The sequence below is a fragment of the Nonomuraea fuscirosea genome (assembly GCF_003001935.1).
Lineage (GTDB): Bacteria > Actinomycetota > Actinomycetes > Streptosporangiales > Streptosporangiaceae > Nonomuraea > Nonomuraea fuscirosea.
This window is the reverse complement of sequence record NZ_PVNG01000006.1, coordinates 307280-325214: the sequence shown is the minus strand read 5'-3', so window position 1 is coordinate 325214 and position 17935 is coordinate 307280. Positions and strand designations below refer to the sequence as shown.

Annotated in this window: 22 protein-coding genes; 9 read left to right on the top strand and 13 right to left on the bottom strand. The window is 71.7% G+C overall.

Annotated features, from left to right (window positions below; translation table 11 throughout):
* Together B0I32_RS16740 and B0I32_RS16735 are read right to left on the bottom strand one after the other, a co-directional pair.
* Entirely contained in the window at nucleotides 1-372 is a 372-nt protein-coding gene (locus B0I32_RS16740) for a YybH family protein (RefSeq protein WP_106239900.1), read from the bottom strand.
* Nucleotides 373-533: 161 nt separating this feature from the next.
* Nucleotides 534-1247, bottom strand: coding sequence for an SDR family NAD(P)-dependent oxidoreductase (locus B0I32_RS16735; protein ID WP_106239897.1), 714 nt, complete (start codon nucleotides 1245-1247; stop codon nucleotides 534-536).
* 190 nt (nucleotides 1248-1437) lie between these two features.
* On the opposite strand from B0I32_RS16735, the gene B0I32_RS16730 reads away from it, so the two are divergent.
* Nucleotides 1438-1782 carry an antibiotic biosynthesis monooxygenase gene (locus B0I32_RS16730; RefSeq protein WP_181307463.1) on the top strand — a complete coding sequence of 115 codons (345 nt, stop codon included), beginning with the start codon at nucleotides 1438-1440 and terminating at the stop codon, nucleotides 1780-1782.
* A gap of 30 nt (nucleotides 1783-1812) precedes the next feature.
* Nucleotides 1813-2517, top strand: coding sequence for a TetR/AcrR family transcriptional regulator (locus tag B0I32_RS16725; protein WP_106239893.1), 705 nt, complete (start codon nucleotides 1813-1815; stop codon nucleotides 2515-2517).
* A 26-nt stretch (nucleotides 2518-2543) separates the two neighbouring features.
* Here B0I32_RS16725 and B0I32_RS16720 read toward each other — a convergent pair whose 3' ends face one another.
* Nucleotides 2544-3926 carry an FAD-dependent monooxygenase gene (locus tag B0I32_RS16720; protein WP_245955870.1) on the bottom strand — a complete coding sequence of 461 codons (1383 nt, stop codon included), beginning with the start codon at nucleotides 3924-3926 and terminating at the stop codon, nucleotides 2544-2546.
* Between the two features lie 407 nt (nucleotides 3927-4333).
* Between B0I32_RS16720 and B0I32_RS16715 the strand changes: the two genes are divergently transcribed.
* Nucleotides 4334-4879 carry a dihydrofolate reductase family protein gene (locus B0I32_RS16715; RefSeq protein WP_106239888.1) on the top strand — a complete coding sequence of 182 codons (546 nt, stop codon included), beginning with the start codon at nucleotides 4334-4336 and terminating at the stop codon, nucleotides 4877-4879.
* Between the two features lie 87 nt (nucleotides 4880-4966).
* Nucleotides 4967-5182, top strand: coding sequence for a hypothetical protein (locus B0I32_RS16710; protein ID WP_106239886.1), 216 nt, complete (start codon nucleotides 4967-4969; stop codon nucleotides 5180-5182).
* Here the strand turns inward: B0I32_RS16710 and B0I32_RS16705 are convergent.
* Nucleotides 5166-5834 carry an alpha/beta fold hydrolase gene (locus B0I32_RS16705; protein WP_106239883.1) on the bottom strand — a complete coding sequence of 223 codons (669 nt, stop codon included), beginning with the start codon at nucleotides 5832-5834 and terminating at the stop codon, nucleotides 5166-5168. The genes B0I32_RS16710 and B0I32_RS16705 overlap by 17 nt on opposite strands.
* An 84-nt stretch (nucleotides 5835-5918) precedes the next feature.
* Between B0I32_RS16705 and B0I32_RS56475 the strand changes: the two genes are divergently transcribed.
* Both B0I32_RS56475 and B0I32_RS16695 read left to right on the top strand, forming a co-directional pair.
* Complete coding sequence (locus B0I32_RS56475; protein ID WP_181307461.1) at nucleotides 5919-6512, top strand: TetR/AcrR family transcriptional regulator; 594 nt, start codon at nucleotides 5919-5921, stop codon at nucleotides 6510-6512.
* A gap of 512 nt (nucleotides 6513-7024) precedes the next feature.
* The gene (locus tag B0I32_RS16695) at nucleotides 7025-7453 is read left to right on the top strand and encodes an SRPBCC family protein (RefSeq protein WP_245955860.1); all 429 of its coding nucleotides are present in this window, start codon (nucleotides 7025-7027) and stop codon (nucleotides 7451-7453) included.
* Between the two features lie 29 nt (nucleotides 7454-7482).
* Here the strand turns inward: B0I32_RS16695 and B0I32_RS16690 are convergent, their stop codons facing one another.
* The 4 genes from B0I32_RS16690 to B0I32_RS16675 form a co-directional block, all read right to left on the bottom strand.
* Nucleotides 7483-8049: a carboxymuconolactone decarboxylase family protein gene (locus B0I32_RS16690; RefSeq protein WP_219911842.1), complete on the bottom strand. Its 567-nt coding sequence runs from the start codon at nucleotides 8047-8049 to the stop codon at nucleotides 7483-7485.
* Nucleotides 8046-8645, bottom strand: a complete 600-nt coding sequence (locus tag B0I32_RS16685) for a TetR/AcrR family transcriptional regulator (RefSeq protein ID WP_106239878.1) — start codon at nucleotides 8643-8645, stop codon at nucleotides 8046-8048. Before B0I32_RS16685 ends, B0I32_RS16690 begins: the two co-directional genes overlap by 4 nt.
* A 93-nt stretch (nucleotides 8646-8738) precedes the next feature.
* Nucleotides 8739-10070 carry a serine hydrolase domain-containing protein gene (locus tag B0I32_RS16680; RefSeq protein WP_106239875.1) on the bottom strand — a complete coding sequence of 444 codons (1332 nt, stop codon included), beginning with the start codon at nucleotides 10068-10070 and terminating at the stop codon, nucleotides 8739-8741.
* Between the two features lie 287 nt (nucleotides 10071-10357).
* On the bottom strand, nucleotides 10358-11302 hold the full coding sequence (locus B0I32_RS16675) for a CE1 family esterase (protein WP_106239874.1): 945 nt from the start codon (nucleotides 11300-11302) through the stop codon (nucleotides 10358-10360).
* A 217-nt stretch (nucleotides 11303-11519) separates the two neighbouring features.
* On the opposite strand from B0I32_RS16675, the gene B0I32_RS16670 reads away from it, so the two are divergent.
* Nucleotides 11520-12062 carry an AAA family ATPase gene (locus B0I32_RS16670; protein WP_106239871.1) on the top strand — a complete coding sequence of 181 codons (543 nt, stop codon included), beginning with the start codon at nucleotides 11520-11522 and terminating at the stop codon, nucleotides 12060-12062.
* A 129-nt stretch (nucleotides 12063-12191) separates the two neighbouring features.
* Nucleotides 12192-13142, top strand: a complete 951-nt coding sequence (locus B0I32_RS16665) for a phosphotransferase family protein (protein ID WP_106239869.1) — start codon at nucleotides 12192-12194, stop codon at nucleotides 13140-13142.
* A 24-nt stretch (nucleotides 13143-13166) separates the two neighbouring features.
* Here B0I32_RS16665 and B0I32_RS16660 read toward each other — a convergent pair whose 3' ends face one another.
* The 5 genes from B0I32_RS16660 to B0I32_RS16640 form a co-directional block, all read right to left on the bottom strand.
* Complete coding sequence (locus B0I32_RS16660; RefSeq protein WP_106239867.1) at nucleotides 13167-13361, bottom strand: CsbD family protein; 195 nt, start codon at nucleotides 13359-13361, stop codon at nucleotides 13167-13169.
* A 91-nt stretch (nucleotides 13362-13452) separates the two neighbouring features.
* Nucleotides 13453-13854: a VOC family protein gene (locus tag B0I32_RS16655; protein ID WP_106239864.1), complete on the bottom strand. Its 402-nt coding sequence runs from the start codon at nucleotides 13852-13854 to the stop codon at nucleotides 13453-13455.
* A 49-nt stretch (nucleotides 13855-13903) separates the two neighbouring features.
* Nucleotides 13904-14311 carry a hypothetical protein gene (locus B0I32_RS16650; protein ID WP_106239863.1) on the bottom strand — a complete coding sequence of 136 codons (408 nt, stop codon included), beginning with the start codon at nucleotides 14309-14311 and terminating at the stop codon, nucleotides 13904-13906.
* A complete protein-coding gene (locus B0I32_RS16645) occupies nucleotides 14308-15189 on the bottom strand; it encodes an AraC family transcriptional regulator (RefSeq protein ID WP_245955859.1) in 882 nt (293 codons plus the stop codon). Before B0I32_RS16645 ends, B0I32_RS16650 begins: the two co-directional genes overlap by 4 nt.
* 22 nt (nucleotides 15190-15211) lie before the next feature.
* The gene (locus tag B0I32_RS16640; protein WP_245955858.1) at nucleotides 15212-16015 is read right to left on the bottom strand and encodes an alpha/beta fold hydrolase; all 804 of its coding nucleotides are present in this window, start codon (nucleotides 16013-16015) and stop codon (nucleotides 15212-15214) included.
* Nucleotides 16016-16237: 222 nt separating this feature from the next.
* Between B0I32_RS16640 and B0I32_RS16635 the strand changes: the two genes are divergently transcribed.
* Nucleotides 16238-17851 carry a recombinase family protein gene (locus B0I32_RS16635; protein ID WP_106239857.1) on the top strand — a complete coding sequence of 538 codons (1614 nt, stop codon included), beginning with the start codon at nucleotides 16238-16240 and terminating at the stop codon, nucleotides 17849-17851.
* Nucleotides 17852-17935 lie beyond the last annotated feature (84 nt).

The following is a 17935-nucleotide window of genomic DNA, read 5'->3' as shown; positions in this document are numbered from 1 at the left end:
TCAGCCGAGCCGGGAGACCTGGTAGTGGGCGATGAGCCAGTCCTGGCCGATCCGCCGTACCAGCACGCTGAGGTTGACCTGGATCGTCGGCCGGTCCGGGAAGGAGAAGTCGACGGCCAGGTAGCCGAGGACGAGGCCGGCGGCCGGGGCCCGGGTCTCCAGGATGCGGTACGCGGCCGTCAGGCCGGGCGGCTGGGAGTCGTAGTAGGCGGCGACGCCCGGCCGCCCGACGCTGTAGGGGCGCAGGCCCTGGAAGACGGCGTCCTCGGTGAACAGGGCCGCGACGCGCTCGGGTTCGTGCGCGTCGACGCCGGCCTTCCATCGGTCGAGGACGTCGCGCAGGATCGTCTCCCGGTCGTGGTCGCTGGTCATGGGTCATCTCCTGTCGCTGGAACGGAACGCGCACGACGCGGATCGGCGAGCGGCTCTCGGCGCGGCGGCCCCAGGTACAGCCGGCCCTGGCGCGGTGACCTCCGGTGCGGCTGTCGGCGCGGCGGCCTTCGGCGCGATGGCGCCCGATGTGGCGGCCCCGGTCAGTGGCCGGCGCTGACGCCGCCGTCGACGTGCAGGATCTCGCCGGTGACGAAGGGGGCGTTCTCCAGGTAGACGATCGCGTCCACGATGTCCTTCGTCTCTCCCAGCCGGCCCACCGGCTGCAGCGCCGCGAGGGTGTCGTGGGTGTGGCGCGGGTGCATGGGGGTGGCGATGGTGCCCGGTGAGACGGCGTTGACGCGGATGCCGCGCGTGGCGTACTCGATGGCCAGGGACCTGGCGGCGGCCTGCAGGCCGCCCTTGGTCAGTGAGGCCAGCACGGACGGGACACGGGAGTCGGGGTTGTCGACCAGGCTGGTGGTGACGTTGACGATGTGGCCGCCGCCCTGGTCGAGCATGCGCTCGACGGCGAGCTGGGTGATGTGGAAGAAGCCGTCGAGGTTCACGCCGGTCACGGCGGCGTAGTCGTCGGCGGTGTAGTCGGTGAACGGCTTGGCGACGAAGATGCCCGCGTTGTTGACCAGGGTGTCCACCCGGCCGAACCGTTCGACGGCCGCCTTCGTCGCCCGTTCGGCGGTGGCGCGGTCGGCGACGTCGCCCTGGATGGCGACGACGTCGGCGTCGTCGGGGGCGGCGATGGTGCGGGAGATCGCGACGACGGCGTAACCGAGCCCGCGGTACGCCTCGACGAGTCCGGCTCCGATGCCCTGCGACGCGCCGGTGATGACCGCGACCTTCTGACCCTGGTGGTTCATGATGACCTTCTTCGCTGTTTTATGTTCACGGCCGCTTAGCCGACCGGTCGTCTATGACGGTAGACGACCGGTCGACAATCGTCAAAAACCAGGACGGCGTGTGCCGCATCAGACCCGGTGACCTGCGCGGACTCTCCCCCGAACTAGCATGATCGGAGAAGTTCGGGACACGGAAGGAAGCAGGGAGCCGATGACAGCGGATGAGCCAGAGTCCTCGCCGGCGATGACGATCGAGCTGGCCCGGTTCAGGGTGCGCGAGGGGGCCGAGGACAGGCTGGTGGCCGAACGCCCGGAGATGGTGGCGGCGTTGCGGCGGCGCTTCCCCGGATGCCTGGCCGCGTATCTGACCAGGGGCGACGACGGCGAGTGGCTGGATGTGATCCTGTGGCGCAGCCGGGCCGAGGCCGAGGAGTCCGCACGCGAGGTCAACTCGGTGCCGGAGGTCGCGGCCTGGTTCCGGCACATCGCGGAGTCGGGCGGATTGCGGCACGTGGAGGTCGTCTCCGCCTGGACCGATAGTCGACCGGTCGAGTAAAAAGTAGACGACCGGTCGTACACTAGCAATATGGGACGAACGAGTGACGCCAAGGAGAGGATCCTCAGCGCCGCGCAGACGCTCATCGAGCTGCGTGGCTACTCCGCGCTGGGCGTGGCCGAGATCTGCAAGGCGGCGGGTGTGCCGAAGGGGAGTTTCTACTACTTCTTCGCCTCCAAGGAGGATCTCGCCCTGGCCGTCATCGACGCGCACTGGGCCGTCCAGCGCGACGACTGGGGCCGCATCCTGGGTGCCGGAGACCCGCCGCTCCAGCGCCTGCGGCGGCTGTTCGAGGCGACCCAGGCCGTCCAGCACGCCGGGCAGCAGAGCTGCGGCACCGTCTCCGGCTGCCTGTTCGGCAACCTGACCCTGGAGATGAGCAACCAGACCGAAGCCCTGCGCGTACGCCTGCAGCAGATCTTCGACGCGCAGGCCGATCTGGTCGAGGAGGTCGTCACCGAGGCCAGGGAGCGCGGCGAGGTCACCGTCGCCGACACCCGCGAGGCCGCACGATCCGTGGTCGCCCAGCTTGAGGGCCAGGTGCTCTTCGCCAAGTTGTACAACGACACCGGGCGCCTCGACGCGCTGTGGACGAACTGCCTGGCCATCCTCGGCGCCACCGCGAGTGGCGCCGCGAGTGCCACCGCGAGTGACACGGTGAATGCCGCCGCGAGTGGCACGGGGAGTGCCGCCGCCGTCACCGCGCCGGAGCCGGAAGGCGTGCCGGCGCGGTGAAGATCACCTGACGACCTCGCGCCCGATCAGCCGGCGGGCCTGCCGAACCAGCGGGAGAGGTGCTCGTCCAGGTCCCGCTGGTCGTCGCCGATCCAGGCCACGTGGCCGTCGGGGCGGAGCAGGACGCACGGATGATCCAGCCGCGCGGTGGGATCCGCGACGTGGTCGACCCGGTCGGACCAGCCGCCGGCGGTCAGGCGTTCTGTGCGGTCCAGCAGCAGGCCGCGGCCACCGCGCAGCAAGTCATAGAGCCTGCCCTGTTTCACGTCGAGGTCGGGCAGCCGGCGGCCGAGCAGGTCGGGGCCCGGGCCGAAGTCGTAGCGGATGCCGATCGCGGCGATCTTCTCGATCAGGTGGCGGTTCACCTCGTCGAAGTCCATCAGCTCGGTGAGCAGCCTGCGCACGGCTCGCGGGCCGGGACCGGGGGCCAGCAGTTCCGCCTGGGCGCGGGTGTTGTCCAGCACGTCCTCGGCGACCGGGCGGCGTTCGGCCTGGTAGGTGTCCAGCAGTGGTTCCGGCGCCCAGCCCCGGATCCGCGCGGCCAGTTTCCAGCCGAGGTTGGCCGCGTCCTGCACGCCGAGGTTGAGCCCCTGTCCGCCGATGGGCGGATGGATGTGCGCCGCGTCGCCGGCCAGCAGCACCCGCCCGTCCCGGTAACGTTCGGCCAGCCGGGTGGCGTCGCCGAAACGGGACAGCCAGCGCGGTGAGTGCACGCCGAAGTCGGTTCCGGCGACGGCGCGCAGCTGCCGCCGGAAATCCTCCAGGGCGGGCGGTTCCGCGCGGTCGCCGACGTCTCCAGCGGGGACGACGACGCTGTAGACGCCCTGGCCGAAGGGGCGGAGCCAGAAGGGGTGCGGCAGCTCGCGCAGTGTGGCGAGCCTGGCGGTGATCTCCTCGTAGGGCACGCCCGCTTCCATCTCGCCCATCAGCGTCTCGTTCCGTGAGGGCTCGCCGGGAAAGCCGACGCCGAGCAGTTTGCGCACCGTGCTGCGCCCGCCGTCACAGCCGACGAGATAACGCGCACGCAGCCGTTCGCCGCCGGCCAGGTGGACGGTCACGCCTTCGCCGTCCTGCTCGAACCCGGTCACCGCGTGACCGCGCCGGATCCGCGCGCCCAGTCCGGCGGCGTGCTCTTCGAGCAGGCGCTCGATGACCGGCTGCGGGATGCCCAGCAGGTAGGCGTGCGCGGAGTCGAGGTTCTCGGGCACGGGTTTGCTGATCGCGGCGAAGAAACCGGCGGCCGGCCGCTTGCGTCCGTGTTCGAGCAGGCGGTCCAGCAGGCCGCGCATCGCCATCAGCTCAAGGCTGCGCATGTGCAGGCCGACGATGCGGACGAACGACTTCGGCTCGGTCTCCTGCTCCAGGACGAGGACCCGTACGTCGTGCAGCCGTAGCTCGGCGGCCAGCATCGCGCCGGTGGGCCCGCAGCCGGCGATGATCACGTCGTACGCGGGCGCGGCACCGGCCTCCGGCGACGGGAGTGCGGGGGCGTGGTGCGCCGAGGGTCCGGCGGGGAACTGCGGAGAGTCCATGGTGGTGCCTTTCGGGAGTGCCTTGGTGGCGAGGCGCTCCCGGCGACACCTACGTCAATCGCCGGCCGTGACGGAGAGGGGGAGCACCCACATCGCTACAGCGTTCATGGGACTCACCTCCTCGGGCGGTGTCACGGTCAACGGCACGCTACAAGCCCGGGTCTCCGCACGTCCAACCCTTTTCGCGGACGGCGCGCGCCGCCGATCGCCTTGACAAACAGATTTGTCGGTGCGAGGCTGGGCCCAGCTCACCGACAAATCTGTTTGTCAAGGAATGGAATCCCATGAGAAAGATCATCGCTAGCCTGTTCATCTCCCTGGACGGCGTGACCGAGGCGCCGGAGACCTGGCATTTCCCCTATCTGAACGACGAGATGCACCAGGCGGTGGCCGCCCAGATGGAGGCCGCGGACGCGCTGCTGCTCGGGCGGCGCACGTACGACATCTTCGCCGCGCACTGGCCCCAGCAGGACGCCGCCAAGGACCCCATGGCGGCGACGCTCAACGCCGTGCCCAAGTACGTCGTCTCCACCACCCTGACCAGCCCGACCTGGGAGAACACCACCGTCCTGGCCGGCGACCCGCACAAGGAGCTGACCCGGCTCAAGGACGTGCCCGGCAAGCACATCGGCGTCACCGGCAGCGTGGCCCTGGTGGCCTGGATGCTGCGCGAGGGCCTGCTGGACGAGCTCACCCTGCTGGTGCACCCCATCGTGCTCGGCTCCGGCAAGCGCCTGTTCGAGGAGGGGATCGGTAACATCCCGCTCGCTCTCACCCGTTCCGCCACCTTCAGCACCGGCGTGCTGAACCTGACCTACGAGAGGGCCTGACCACGGCCGCCAAGACCTTCGCCGCCAAGCTGCTCATCAAGCCGGAGACGGCGCTGTGGATCTCCGACCCGGCGCACCCGCCCGCTGGTGGAGCCGCTGCCCGAGGGCGCCCGGCATACTGCGGAGCTGAAGGAGGCGGGGGTCGCGGTGTTCTTCGCCGCCGACGCCGCGGCCGCCCGCCGCCTGCTCGCCGCGCATCGCCCGGTGGATGATCCGGATGCCGGTGAGATCGGGTTTGTCCATGTGACCAGGCTGCGCGCCGGCTTGGCCTCGAGGCGAGGGAAGGTCACCGGTCGAGCATGAGCTCCGCCACCGCCTCCGGGGCTTCACGCATCGCGTCGTGGCCGGTCGGCAGGTCGTGGACGCGCCATCCCGGATCGGCCCGCAGCCGGGTGCGGAGTTCGGTGAACGGGGTCCGCTCCGCCCATCCCGTGCAGTACACGAACTCCCGGCGGGGGACCCGGGCGTGCGCGCCGGTGAGCCGGACCGCCTGCAGGAACGAGGCGAGGGGATGGGGACGGCGGCGGGGGTCGCCGCCGCCCGGCGGGGAGACGGCGTAGCCGGTGCTCGCGGCGCCGGCCGCGATCAGGTCCCGGAAGTAGGGGTTGGCCGACGACCACCACGACTCGCCGTCGCGCGGGACGAAGGCGTCCAGGTGCACCAGTCGTGTGATCCGCCCGCCGGCGCGGTTGGCGGCGGCGGTGATCACCATCCCGGCGTAGCTGTGGCCGACCAGCGTCGCGCCGGTGACGTGGGCACGATCGAGCAGCCGCAGGACGTCGCCGGCGTGGGTGTCGAGGGTGGCCGTCGCCACCGTCGCGTCGTCGTCGTCCGGCCGCAGGCCGGTCAGGGTCAGGGCGTGAACGGTATGACCGGCCCGCTCCAGCAGCGGGGTCACCGCCTCGTACGCCCAGGAGCCCTTCCAGCCGCCGGGTACGAGGACGAACGTCGCCATGTGCCTCTCCTCCGCCGCTTCCGTTTGTGTAAACTTATCGTGTCGACAAATCGTGGGCAACCAGCGGTCAGGAGCGGGCGGACGATGACGGACACGGGCGAGCCGGGCAGGAAGGCACGCCCGCACGCGGGCCGTTCCCGTAACGAACAGGCGCGCCAGGACGTGCTCGGCGGCGCGCTCGAACTGGCCGCGGAGACGGCCTCGCGCGGATTCACGATGGAGGAGCTGGCCGCCCGCGCGGCGGTGAGCAAACGCACCCTCTACCGGTGGTGGTCCTGCCGGTCGGAGGTCCTGGCGGAGGCCCTGGTCGAACGGGCCCTCACCGTCGTGGACACCCCGGCGAGCGACGATGCCGCCGCCGATCTCAGGGCGTACATCCGATCCGTCTACCGCCAGGCGCACGCCCCCCAGGCGGCCGCCGCGCTGCGGCTGCTCATGGCCGACGCGCAGACCAGCCCCGCCGCCGCCGCGGCGTTGCGCGCCTTCACCGATCACCGGCGCGACACCTGTCTGGCCCTGCTGTCCCGCGCCCGCGAGCACGGCGTCGTCCCGGCCGGGCGCGATCCGGGGGTCATGGCCGACGTCATCCTCGGCACCGTCTGGTATCGCCTGCTCACCGCGGACCCGATCACCGGCGACACCGTGGCCGACGAGATCCTCCACCTGCTGTCGCGGTGACGGCCGCGCCGGCGACTGCGCACGCATGCGGCCTTCTTCCGGCGTCGCTGATACGTCACGGGCTGAAGGTGCGGAAGCCGGTGAGGGTGACGCTCCAGCCCAGCCGGGTGGCCGGGTCCAGCAGGTCGGCCTGGTAGACCATGGGTGCGGGCCGGGTGAGCAGCGCGGTGAGGCCGGTGCCGGCGGGCAGGCCGGTGAGCAGGGCCCCCGTCGTCCATGGCGTGCGGGATGAGCTGGATGGCCGGCAACGCGCGGCTGATGAACGCGATCCGGCCCTAGGTCACGTTCCGCAGCAGGAGCAGGGACTCGGCACGGGACAACCGCCTGGTCACCGGTGGGGGCGGCGTGGTTCGGTGTGGCACGCTCCCACCCTGCCGCGAGCGCGAGCGCCTGGGTAGGGACGAAAGTCCCAACCCCGATGATCTTCCGGCCCGCGCGCCTGCGGGCGCGGTCCCCGTCCGGAGGCGAGGATGGGCCTGACCCACCGATCGGCCACCAGATGGGGGAACCCGGTGAAACCCGTGTACGCGGCCGCCGCCGCGCATGTGCCCGCGCCGCCGGAGCAGGTGTTCGAGCTGATCACCGACTGGCCCAGGCATCAGGAGTGGATGTTCATGACGACGGCCCGCCAGGTGGGCGAGCGGGAGCTGGAGGCGTACACGGGGGTGTGGCCGATCGGGTTCCTGGACACGATGACGATCACCCACTGGCAGCCGCCGACGCTGATGCGGGTCACGCACACCGGCCGGATCGTGCGCGGCCGCGGCGCGATCCGCGTCAGCCCGTGCCGGGACGGCAGCCGCGTGGTGTGGGCCGAGGAGCTGGAGCTGCCGCTCGGGGTGCTGGGGTGGGCGGCGTGGCCGCTGGTGCGCCCGTTCGCGGTCGCGCTGGCGCGCCACTCGCTGCGTACGCTGTCCTCGCTGCTTCCCGTGCACGTCTGACGAGGATCGGAGGGACGCCGGACGGTATGTCAGGCCGTCGCGTCCGCGCGGGTCCAGTCCTGTTCCTGCCAGGCCGGGTCCAGCGGGGTGTGCGCGAGGTGGTTGGTGTAGTTCGACAGCGTCTTCATGCCGACGCCGAGCACGATGTCCAGCACGTGGCGGCGGGTGTGCCCGGCGGACAGGAACGCCTCGACGTCGGCCTCGTCCACCCAGCCGCGCTGGGTCACGACCGCGTGGGTGAACCGGCGGACCGCCTCCAGCGCCTGGTCGGCGAGGGGCCGGCCGGCGCGCAGGTCCTCGACCACCTCGGCCGGCACCCGGGCGCGCAGGGCGAGGGTGGAGTGGGCGGCCACGCAGTACTCGCAGCCGTTGGCCACGCTGGCCGTGATCAGCACCACCTGCTTGGCCGCCGCCCGCAGCGACGACCGGCCGAACTGCTCGGCCAGCGCGTTGTAGCCGGCCAGCAGTTCGGGTGATTCGGCCATCACCCCGTTCAGGGTGGTCACGAACCCCGTCCGCTCCTTGGCCGCCGCCGGCATCGGGCGGGCCGCCTCGGGCGCGTCACTCTCGTCATAGGTACGGAATCCGTGCATCATCTCTCCTCGGCAAGGGTGAAGGCGTCGACCACGGCACGCACGCCCGCCAGCAGGACGTCCGCCTCGGCGCCGGCTCGTGAGCGCAGGTTGACCGCGTACGCCTGCAGGGTCAGCGCCTCGGCGACCGCCTCCGGATCGAGGCCGGGCCGGAGCCGGCCCTTGGCGCGCGCGGCCTCCAGCGCGGCGCGCATCGCCGCGCGCAGCGCGTCGTGGTGGCGGTCCAGGATTTCCCGGATCTCGGGCGGGCCGCCGCCGGCCGTGGCGTGGGTGTTGGTGACGAGGCAGCCCCAGCGGGCGTGCTCGCCGGTGCACCGGGCCGCCACCAGCCGTTCGAAGAACGCGGTGATGGCCGGTACGCCGCGGGTGTCGGCGGCCAGGGCGTCGAGGACCGGCCGTGACTGGCGTTCCAGGTAGCGGCCCAGCGCGGCGGCCTGCAGCCGCTCCTTGCCGCCGAAGGTCGCGTACAGGCTGGACCGGCTGAGCCCGGTCGCCTGGACGACCTCGGCGATGCCGGTGGCCTCGGCCCCGCGCCGCCAGAACAGGGTCATCACCTGGTCCAGCGCCACCTCGGGATCGAAGTGCTTGACGTCGGGCATTCCGCCGACCCCCTATCTTGGAACGATCATTCCAAGATAGGGGGTGGCGAAGCCGCGGCACAGCTCGGAAAGAACGTGCCCGGCGGCCGACCGTCAGGCGTACCAGTCGCCCGCGCCGCCCGGCACCGGCGCGGCCGGGTCGTAGGGCTCGCGGGTGAAGATGAAGGTGTTGAGGTCGAGGTGGTCGGCGGCCGGCCGCAGCGTCTCGCCGGCGTAGTAGCCGTCGAGTCCCAGCCAGGTGCCGTCGTCCTGCGGCACGAACCGCGAGGCTCGCCCGCCGCCGTCGATCGGCTCCAGCGACAGCCCCCGGTCGGGCAGCAGCCGCAGCGCGTACGGCTTGGGCCCCCAGTGCCACAGCCCCGTCAGCGCCAGCAGGTCGGGGTCGGCGGGCACCGGCCGCCACTCGTCGGGCAGGCGCGGCTCGTGCTCGTCCAGGATGTCGAGCAGGTCGGTGAGCAGCGTCCCGCTCATGCCCGAGGTGGTGTTGGCCATGAACAGCACGCCGACGCCTTCCGACGGCTGGGCCCACACGGTGGCCAGGAAGCCGGGCATGGACCCGGAGTGGCCGGACAGGCGCCGCCCGCCCGTCCTGGCCAGCTGCAGGCCCAGCCCGAACCCGCCGGTCCAGGCGTCGCCGTCGACGACTCCGGCCGGTTCGCGCATCTCGGCGAGGGTGTCGGGGCACAGCACGCCCTCGCTGTCGCCGCACAGGAACGCCGCCCAGCGGGCCAGGTCGTGCGGGGTGGACCACAGCTGGCCGGCCGGCGCCATCGCGTCGGCGTCGTGCTCGGGCTCTTCGAGTACGACGTCGGCCCAGGGGTGGACGGCGTAGCCGGTGGCGTGCGGAAGGCGGGGGCGGGTGGTGGTGTCGTGCATGCCGAGCGGGTCGAGCACCTCGGCGCGCAGCGCCTTGAGCCAGGTGGTGCCGCGCAGCCGGCCGACGAGCTCGCCGAGCACGGCGAAGCCGACGTTGGAGTAGTGGAAGCGGCGGCCGGGCCGGTGCTTGAGCTCCTCGGGCCCGACCCGGTCGAGCAGGTCGGCGGCGGGGATGCCGGGGGTGCGCTCCCACCAGGCGGTGGGCGGCTCGGCGGTCAGCCCGGCGGTGTGCGAGAGCAGCTGGGCGATGGTCAGGTGGCCGAGCCGGGTGCCGGGCAGGTGCTCTTCCAGCGGGTCGTTCAGCCGCAGGGCGCCTTCGTCGCGCAGCCGCATGACGACGACGGCGACCATGCTCTTGGTGATCGATCCGATGCGGTACTGGGTGGCGGCGGTCGGGGCCGCGTCACCGACGCGCCCGCGCCCGCCGAACCACACGGTCCGCCCGTCGCGGACGATCGCCGCCGTCAGCGACGGCACCCTGCACTCGGCCTGTTCGACGGCGAGCCTGCGCATGAGCGCGCGCGCCGTCGGCTGTCCCACCTGACTCATGAGCGACAAGATTAGTGCGTTCCCGGGGGTCAGCCGCGGCTGATCGCGCAAGCCGCCCGCCGGTCGTCACATCGGGTCCCCGAGCGGCCCGTATCCGGCTTCCAGGCCGGCGGCCCGGTATGCGGCGAAGTCCGGCTGGCGGTGACCTCCACGACGCGCGCTTTTCCTGGCGGCCATCCCGACCTCTCGCGCCATCGCGGCGAGGGTGAGCTTCGCCGGCCCCTCCGGATGATCACCGCGGCCGCCGCTCACCGTGCGGGAGACCTTGGTGCGCCGGGGGCCGGCGGTCAGCGGGAGGGCGCGCGGTCGAAGGTGTCGAGGATCAGGCGGGTGGCGTCCAGGTCGCGGGCCGTCGCCCCGAGCCAGGGCAGCTCGATGCCGCCGGGCCAGGTGTGACCGCCCCCTTCGACCGTGTAGAGGCGCAGGGTGATGCCGGCCGGGCACGAGGTCCACTCGCGCAGCCGTACCTGGCGGGTGAGGGAGCGCGTGGTGCGGCCGGCGCAGCCGAGGCGGGCCGCCCAGCCGTCCGCCGCCCGCTGCACCGGGTCGAGCACGACGAGGTCGGCGAGCGCGCGCAGGTCGCCGGTGGCGTCGGGCAGCGGATGGCCGCCGCGGTAGGGGACGATGCGGTCGGCGGTGCCGTGGAAGGCCACGATCGTGGTCGGGACGGCCCGCTCGCAGGGGCGGACGATGTTGAGCCCGGCCACGGCGGCGACGGCGGCCAGGCGTCCGTCCAGGGCGCAGATCAGCGCGGCGGACATGGCGGCGCCGTAGGACATGCCGGCCGCGAACTCGCGGCCGGGGTCGACGCACAGGTTGCGCCGCAGGTGGTCGAGGAGCGCGGCCAGGAACGCGGCGTCGTCGGGGCCGCCGGTGTGCGGCAGCGTCCAGCCCATGCGCCCGTCGGCGGCCTGCGGGGTGGCCACGATGTATCCGCGGCGCGAGCCCTCCTCGGCCAGCCGGCTGTAGGCGGTCTGGCGGCTCGCGGTGGAGTTGAGGCCGTGCAGGTCGAGGATGACGGGGTGGGGGCCGTCGCCGTCCGGGACCGACAGCAGGAAGCGGCGTTCGAGCCCCGCGTGGCCGAGCCGGTGGGTGCCGGGTTCCAGCCGGGCGGCGGCCTGGCAGCCGCTGGTGGGGGCGGCCTGGGCGGGCGGGTCCGGCGGGGGAGGCGCGGTCGCGCAGCGGGCGGTGAGCAGCAGCGCCGCCAGCACCAGGGTCGCGCGTGTGGGCATCGGGGGCCTCCCGCGGCCGTGAAGTCTCCTGCTGGCAGTCTGCGGGACGGGGCCGTCGTCGCGCGAGCCGTACGCGGCGGGTGTATGGTCGTGGCGAGTCCTTTCCGGTGACCGCGCGTGTCGACCCCGCCCGGTCCGGGGGCTCTCCCCGTGGTGGCGTCCGTCCCCCTTTTTTTCTCTTTTCCCGTTCGTGTGCCTGGAAGGCAGCCGTACGACGATGAAGCGTTACATCCTCACCGGAACCCCCGGTTCCGGAAAGACGACGATCCTGCACCGCCTGGCCGCCCTCGGCCACGCGACGGTCGAGGAGGCCGCCACGGCGGTGATCGCGGCCGAACAGGCGCGCGGTGAGGACGAGCCGTGGACGCGGCCGTCCTTCATCGACCAGATCGTGGCCCTGCAGCGGCGGGCGTCTCTGCTTCCCCCGGCTGCTCGGCGGGGGTGGCAGTTCTTCGACCGCTCTCCCGTCTGCACGCACGCCCTGAGCACGTTCGCCGGCCACCCGATCTCGCCGGCGCTGTCCGCCGAGATCGAGCGGATCATCCGTGAAGGGGTCTATGAGCGGGACGTGTTCTTCGTCCGCAATCTCGGGTTCTGCGAGCCGACCGCGGCCCGCCGGATCGGGTTCGAGGAGTCGCTGGTGTTCGAACGCCTTCACGAGGAGACGTACCGCGCCTTCGGTTACCGGATCGTGGACGTGCCGGCCGGGCCGGTGGACGGACGGGTGGCGGCGATCGAAGCCGCCGCCGGCGCCGCCTGAGACGCGGCGTCGCCCGCGTCCTGGGCAGTCACCCGTGTCCTGAGGAAGTCGCCCGCGTCCTGGAGACGTCACCTCTGCCCGGGGAAAAGGAGGCGAAGGACCCGTGCTGCCTGTGTCACCATCTCGGCCATGTCTGTGCCGATCCCGATGCCGATGTCCGGCCGTGAGCCGAGCGCCGAGACCCTGGCGGCGATCGCTGCCCTGCACGGGGCCGGCGGCGGCCGGGTGCGGCCCCTTCCGCCGGGCGTCGCCAACCACGCCTTCCTGCTGGGCGAGGACCTGGTGATACGCATCCCGCGAACCGCGCGTTTCCTCGCGGACCTGGTCAAGGAGGCCGAGGTCATCCCCGTGGCCGTGCGCGCGGGAGTGCGGACGCCGCGGCTCGTCGCCTTCGACGACACGTGCTCGGTGGTGGACGTGCCGTACATGGTGCTGGATCGGGTGCGGGGCGACGATCTCGCGCGCCTCGACCTGCCCGCCGACCGCGCCGCCGACGTGCTGCGTCAGGTGGGAGGGGAACTGGCCCGGCTGCACCGCGTCCGCAGGGCCGCCGGGCCCGCGCTGGCCGCCGTCCCCGTGCAGGACGGCGATGTGGACGCGCGGGCCCTCATCGAGGACCTTCACACGGGCGGCTGGCTCGACGCCGAGGCCGCCCGCTGGCTGACCGGCTGGACCGGCCGCCTGGCGGAGCATCTGCCCGCCGGCCCGCCCCTCGTCCTGACGCACGGCGACCTCGCGCCGCAGAACCTGCTCGTCCATCCGGAGACGTCCCGTCTCAGCGGGATCGTGGACTGGGGCGACGCGCAGTGGGCGGACGCGGCTGCCGACTTCGCCAAGGTGCCCCTGACCGGCGTGCCGGCGGTGCTCGCCGGCTACCGGGAGGAATGCAGCGAAATGGACGCGCCGGTGGGGGAGGCCCGCGTGCTGTGGTACCACCTCACGTGGGCCCTGGCCCGGCTGGCCGACCCCGTCCCGCATCCGGGTGAGCGCCACTGGAGCGCTCCGGCGGCCGGCCGCCTCCTCGGGCTGTTGCGTTTCTTCACCTCAGGCCCGCCGGCCCCCTGGTCGGCGCTGGTCTGACCGTGGCCTGGAGCGGCCCGCCGGTCACTTCTTGAAGGTGTCCTTCACCTTCTTGCCCGCGTCCTTCACCTTCTCGCCGGCTTGCTTCAGGCCGCCCTCGGTCTGGTCGGCGCGCCCCTCGGCGCGCAGCCGCTCGTCGTCGGTGGCGTCGCCGACGTTCTCCTTCGCCCGTCCCTTGAGCTCCTGAGCCTTGTTACGGATCTTGTCGTCGGTGCTCATATCTGTGCCTTCCTCGTCGAATCCCCGCGAGCCCTTGTCCTTACCGAGCGGGAAGGCCGGAAACGTGTTTCCCGCGCGCGGGGGGCGACGATCACAGGTAGAGGCAGAAGGGATGCCCGTCGGGGTCGAGCATCACGCGTACGTCGTGCTGCGGCTGGAACCCGGCCTCAGCCGCCCCGCACTCCAGCGCCCACGCGACAGCCGCGGGCAGGTCGTCGACCTTGATGTCGAGGTGCTGCGAGGCGTTCTGCCGCCCGGGCTCGCTCGGCCACACCGGCCGCTCGTGACAGCGCTCCCACTCGAAACCGACCGTGAGCCCGGCCCCGCCCTGCGGCTCCCGGATCTGCGTCCACCCCGCCTCCTCGGGCTCGCCCTGCGCCGGCCCCTCCTCCGTGGTGACGGGCCAGCCGAGCAGCCGGGCGTAGAAGCGCGCGAGCTCACGCGGCCGCGACGTGCCGACGGTCACGGAGGTCAGCTGGAGACGAGGGGGCATCACGATCGGTTCCTTTCAGGAGCGGGCCCGAATCAGTGGCGGGCCCGGATCAGCACCGGTAGGCCCGGATCTCCCACCGCTTGATGTCCTGGCCGATGTCATCGGTCAGGCGGTGGAGTCCGGGTAGCCCTGTGCCCTTGAGAACCCAGCGGGAACCGTTCCAGTAGGAGACGTCGGAGCAGTACCCGGCGCCCGAGTAGAAGCCGTCGGCCTTGTTCCAGCCGAGGTAGGTGTCCGTGCGCCGCCCGGCCGGCAGGATCGCGTCGTAGTTGCCGTGCGTGTAACTCCCGTCGAGCTTGTTGATCACGCCGAGGCCGATCGAGCTCTGGTTGCTGACGTAGCTCTCCAGCCGCAGAGCCGTCGCACCGGAACTCGGCGCGGCGCCGGCGGGGATGGCGGCCGACAGCGCGGCGACGACGGGCAGGGCCATGAGCGCCGGCCTTCTCACGTACTTCATCGTGTCCCTTCTCCTCGGACGGCGGCGCCGCTTCGCCGCACCCGTGCGGCCGACGGCCAGGCGACGTCGTCGATGGCGAGCCACGGCGCGGCCGCCAGGGCCGAGGGGGTGAGGCCGGTGAACGTCATGATCTCGCGGTGGAGGTGGGACTGGTCGACGTAGCCGCTCTCGGTGGCGGCGCCGGCGGCGGTGTGGCCCGCCGCGAGCAGGTGGGCGGCGTGGTCGAAGCGCACCAGCCGGGCGGCGCGCTTGGGGGTGATGCCGAGCTGGGACCGGAAGCGGGACCACAGGCGTTTGCGGCTCCAGCCGACCTCGTCGGCCAGGCCGTCGACCCGTACCCGTCCCCGGCTGGTGACCGTCCGCCGCCAGGTGTGGGCGACCTGCGGATCGACCGGTGGGCGGGTGCCCAGCCGGCGGCCGAGGAGGCCGGCCGCGATCGCGAACCGTTCGTCCCACGACGCGGCGGCGCGCAGCCTGTCCTCGGCTCGCCCGGCGTCGCGGCCCCAGACGTCCTCAAGGGCGGTCACCGTCCCGCTGAGCTCGGCCGACGCCCCGAACAACGCCGCCGCCGCGACCGGCTCCAGCCGGATCTGAAGCAACTGGCCGGCTCCCCGCCCGGTCGCCCGGAGATCGCCGGGCAGGAGGCCGACGACGACGCTGCCGCGCTCGCGCCGGCCCTGGGTCTCGTAGACGGCGCCCTCTCCGTCGCTCAGATCGACGAGCAGGGTGACGGACGGGTACGCGACCATGGGGATGTCGACCACGCCCGGCGCCCGATGGCGGAACCCGGCCATGCTGACCCCGGGCAGCCGGACCGATGGGCCCGGGACCGCGACGTCCACCCACGCCCGGCCGGACGGCGTCCCGATCGGCTTCACAGTGCCAGTCTAGGCATCGGGGTCAGGGCCGCCGGCTCGTCGCCATGAAGCTGAGCAGCAGTTCGCCGACCGTCTCCGGGGCTTCCATCATGGGCAGATGCCCGACGCCGGGCAGCAGTTCGACCCGCGCGTCCGGCACCGCCTCGTACAGGCGCGCCGACGCCGGATCCCAGCGCGGGTCGGCGGCGCCGAAGATCACCTGCACGGGGAGCCGGAGGGCGGCCAGCCGCTCCGGCAGGCTCCGCTCGGCGATGTAGGCGGTGTTGCGGCGCAGCACGGTCCGCATCGCGGGGTAGGTGATGGCACGGATGCCGGCGACCACCTCGTCCGACAAGCTGATCGGGCGCACGGCTGTCGCGCCGATCCCTTTACGGATCATCGCGTCGGAACGCCTCGCCCACAGGAGCGGCCCCAAGGGCGGGGCCAGCAGGACCCGGAGGATGAACGGCTGCCGGAGCAGCGCGTCCGGGCGCGGGCCGGCGCTGATCAGCGCGAGCGAACCCACGAGGCCGGGCCGCTGCTCGGCCAGCGCGGTGGCGATGTAGCCGCCGCTGGAGTGCGCGACCACGGCGACGTGATCGAGGCCGAGGTCGTCCAGCAGCGCCGCCACCCGGCCCGCCTGCGCGGGCACGTCGTACGACGGCGCGGGCGGCGACTTGCCGCAGCCCGGCAGGTCGACCCGGATGAGGTGATGGCGGGCGGCCAGCGCCGGCACCACGGGGTTCCAGAAGCCGCCCGAGGCCCCCGATCCGTGGATGAGCAACACCGGCGGCGCCTGCCGCGGGCCGTGACGGGCGACGTACATCCCCTGCGCGTACTCACTCATGCGGTGACTATGCACGGACGGCCACCCGCCGGTCTTGGACTTTTGTTCCCGCGAAGCCGGGCACCGGCCCGGGCCGGGTGTCGCGGTGAGGATGATCTGCCCTAGTCTCCTCGGTGTGGGGAGGCCCGTGGGGAGCCAGGACGAGGGCTCGAAAAATGCCGGAACGACGCTGAACGCCGTACTTGAACGCATTGCCCCTAAACCACTAACTATCCTGATCGCATGCTGAGGCCGAATCCCCCTGGTCAGACCTTGATCCCTGCAATCGGCTACATCCGTGTCTCGATGATGCTGGAGGAAAAAATCTCTCCGGACATCCAGCGGACCGCCATCAAGGAGCTGGCCCGCCGCCGTGGCTACCGGATCATCGAGTGGGTTGAGGACCTCGACGTCTCCGGCCGAACCTTCCAGCGGCAGATCATGAAGGTCATCGCTGATGTCGAAGAGGCCAGGGCCAACGCGATCCTTGTCTGGAAGTACAGCCGCTTCGGACGCAACCGCACCGGCAATCAGCTCAACCTCGCCCGCGTCGAAAAGGCTGGCGGCGAGCTAGTCTCCGCCACCGAAGAAGTCGACGCCCGTACAGCGGTCGGGAAGCTGACGCGCGGCGTGCTGTTCGAGTTGGCCGCGTTCGAGTCGGACCGGGCTGGTGAGCAGTGGGGCGAAGCGTTCCAGAACCGTCTCGCCCGGGGGCTTCCTCCGCTCGGCGCGGCCCAGTTCGGCTACATCAGGCGCGGCCGGACACGACACCCGCTCTACCACGACAGAACCTTTGCTGCACCCGAGGACGGTCCTGAGCGCTACGAACCCGATCATGCAAGCGGTATGGCTAGCCTCTTCGCGGAGTCGTACCACCGGTGGATCGCTGACCGGAACTTCTCCGCCCTCGCCGACTGGCTGAACTCTCGCGGTGCCCGGACTGTAGCTGGCGGAATATGGAGGCCAAGCGAGCTGGTGCGGGTGATGGACCGGGGTTTCGCTGCTGGTCTGATCTGTGTCCACCATCGCGACTGCCGGTGCGCCAAGCCATCGAGTTGCCGGAACAAGGAGTACCACCCCGGCGCGCATGAAGCTTTGATCAGCGTGGAGACGTGGGAGACCTACAGAAGGCTCCGGAAGATCACATCCGCTCTGCCGCCCCGCGCCAGAAGAGCTGTCTACCCATGCTCCAAGCTGCTGAAGTGCGGCTACTGCACCAATTCCATGTACCCGCTCAAGGTCAACCACAGCGGCACGTTGGCGTGGGTGTGCGGCTCCATCTACCGGAAGCGATACGACATCCCTCGCTGCGGCACGCGGTTCGTGACGATGGAGGCCGTCGAGAAAGCGATCCAGCAGGTGCTCGTTGAGTGGCTGCCCGATATTGAGGCCGCGGCCGCTGCAGCAGCGGCTGACCTGCAGACGGTCCCAGAAGTTGAGGCCTCCCAACCAGAAGTGCTTCGCCGTGAGTTGGAGCGGATCGACAGGGCGCTCGAACGGCAGACCGAGCTGTTAATCAACGAGGTAATCCCGCAGTCGTCCTACGAGCCGGTGCGTGACAAGCTGCTCCGGGAACGCGAAAGCGTCTTGGGCTCGCTCGCCGAGTTCGAGAACCTGGCAGCCCCGATTGACCCGATGGACTGTGTGCCAGTGATTGAGGGGCTGGTCCAGGAGTGGGACAGTCTCCCCTCTGACCGGCTACGGAACATCCTGGCTGAGGTGATCAGCCACGTGGACGTGTACCGGCAGGATCCGGCGACGGCGTGGATTGTCGTCCACTCGGCGTGGGGCGAGGAGAGGCGTCGCGATCTGGTCGGCCGGTTCAGCAAGTGGAGCAGCCGGGAGCCTGTGGGATGATCTTGCGACTCACACGAAGGAGATTGATCGGCTAAATGAGAAACGGCCCGCAGTGCGGGCCGCCCCTGAAGTAACCAACTTCAT

Excerpts from the sequence above, each read along its gene's own strand:
- B0I32_RS16740 (WP_106239900.1), bottom strand. The coding sequence starts at position 372 with ATGACCAGCGACCACGACCGGGAGACGATCCTGCGCGACGTCCTCGAC.
- B0I32_RS16735 (WP_106239897.1), bottom strand. The coding sequence starts at position 1,247 with ATGAACCACCAGGGTCAGAAGGTCGCGGTCATCACCGGCGCGTCGCAG.
- B0I32_RS16730 (WP_181307463.1), top strand. The coding sequence starts at position 1,438 with ATGACAGCGGATGAGCCAGAGTCCTCGCCGGCGATGACGATCGAGCTG.
- B0I32_RS16725 (WP_106239893.1), top strand. The coding sequence starts at position 1,813 with ATGGGACGAACGAGTGACGCCAAGGAGAGGATCCTCAGCGCCGCGCAG.
- B0I32_RS16720 (WP_245955870.1), bottom strand. The coding sequence starts at position 3,926 with ATGCTGGCCGCCGAGCTACGGCTGCACGACGTACGGGTCCTCGTCCTG.
- B0I32_RS16715 (WP_106239888.1), top strand. The coding sequence starts at position 4,334 with ATGAGAAAGATCATCGCTAGCCTGTTCATCTCCCTGGACGGCGTGACC.
- B0I32_RS16705 (WP_106239883.1), bottom strand. The coding sequence starts at position 5,834 with ATGGCGACGTTCGTCCTCGTACCCGGCGGCTGGAAGGGCTCCTGGGCG.
- B0I32_RS56475 (WP_181307461.1), top strand. The coding sequence starts at position 5,919 with ATGACGGACACGGGCGAGCCGGGCAGGAAGGCACGCCCGCACGCGGGC.
- B0I32_RS16690 (WP_219911842.1), bottom strand. The coding sequence starts at position 8,049 with ATGATGCACGGATTCCGTACCTATGACGAGAGTGACGCGCCCGAGGCG.
- B0I32_RS16685 (WP_106239878.1), bottom strand. The coding sequence starts at position 8,645 with ATGCCCGACGTCAAGCACTTCGATCCCGAGGTGGCGCTGGACCAGGTG.
- B0I32_RS16680 (WP_106239875.1), bottom strand. The coding sequence starts at position 10,070 with ATGAGTCAGGTGGGACAGCCGACGGCGCGCGCGCTCATGCGCAGGCTC.
- B0I32_RS16675 (WP_106239874.1), bottom strand. The coding sequence starts at position 11,302 with ATGCCCACACGCGCGACCCTGGTGCTGGCGGCGCTGCTGCTCACCGCC.
- B0I32_RS16670 (WP_106239871.1), top strand. The coding sequence starts at position 11,520 with ATGAAGCGTTACATCCTCACCGGAACCCCCGGTTCCGGAAAGACGACG.
- B0I32_RS16665 (WP_106239869.1), top strand. The coding sequence starts at position 12,192 with ATGTCTGTGCCGATCCCGATGCCGATGTCCGGCCGTGAGCCGAGCGCC.
- B0I32_RS16660 (WP_106239867.1), bottom strand. The coding sequence starts at position 13,361 with ATGAGCACCGACGACAAGATCCGTAACAAGGCTCAGGAGCTCAAGGGA.
- B0I32_RS16655 (WP_106239864.1), bottom strand. The coding sequence starts at position 13,854 with ATGCCCCCTCGTCTCCAGCTGACCTCCGTGACCGTCGGCACGTCGCGG.
- B0I32_RS16650 (WP_106239863.1), bottom strand. The coding sequence starts at position 14,311 with ATGAAGTACGTGAGAAGGCCGGCGCTCATGGCCCTGCCCGTCGTCGCC.
- B0I32_RS16640 (WP_245955858.1), bottom strand. The coding sequence starts at position 16,015 with ATGAGTGAGTACGCGCAGGGGATGTACGTCGCCCGTCACGGCCCGCGG.
- B0I32_RS16635 (WP_106239857.1), top strand. The coding sequence starts at position 16,238 with ATGCTGAGGCCGAATCCCCCTGGTCAGACCTTGATCCCTGCAATCGGC.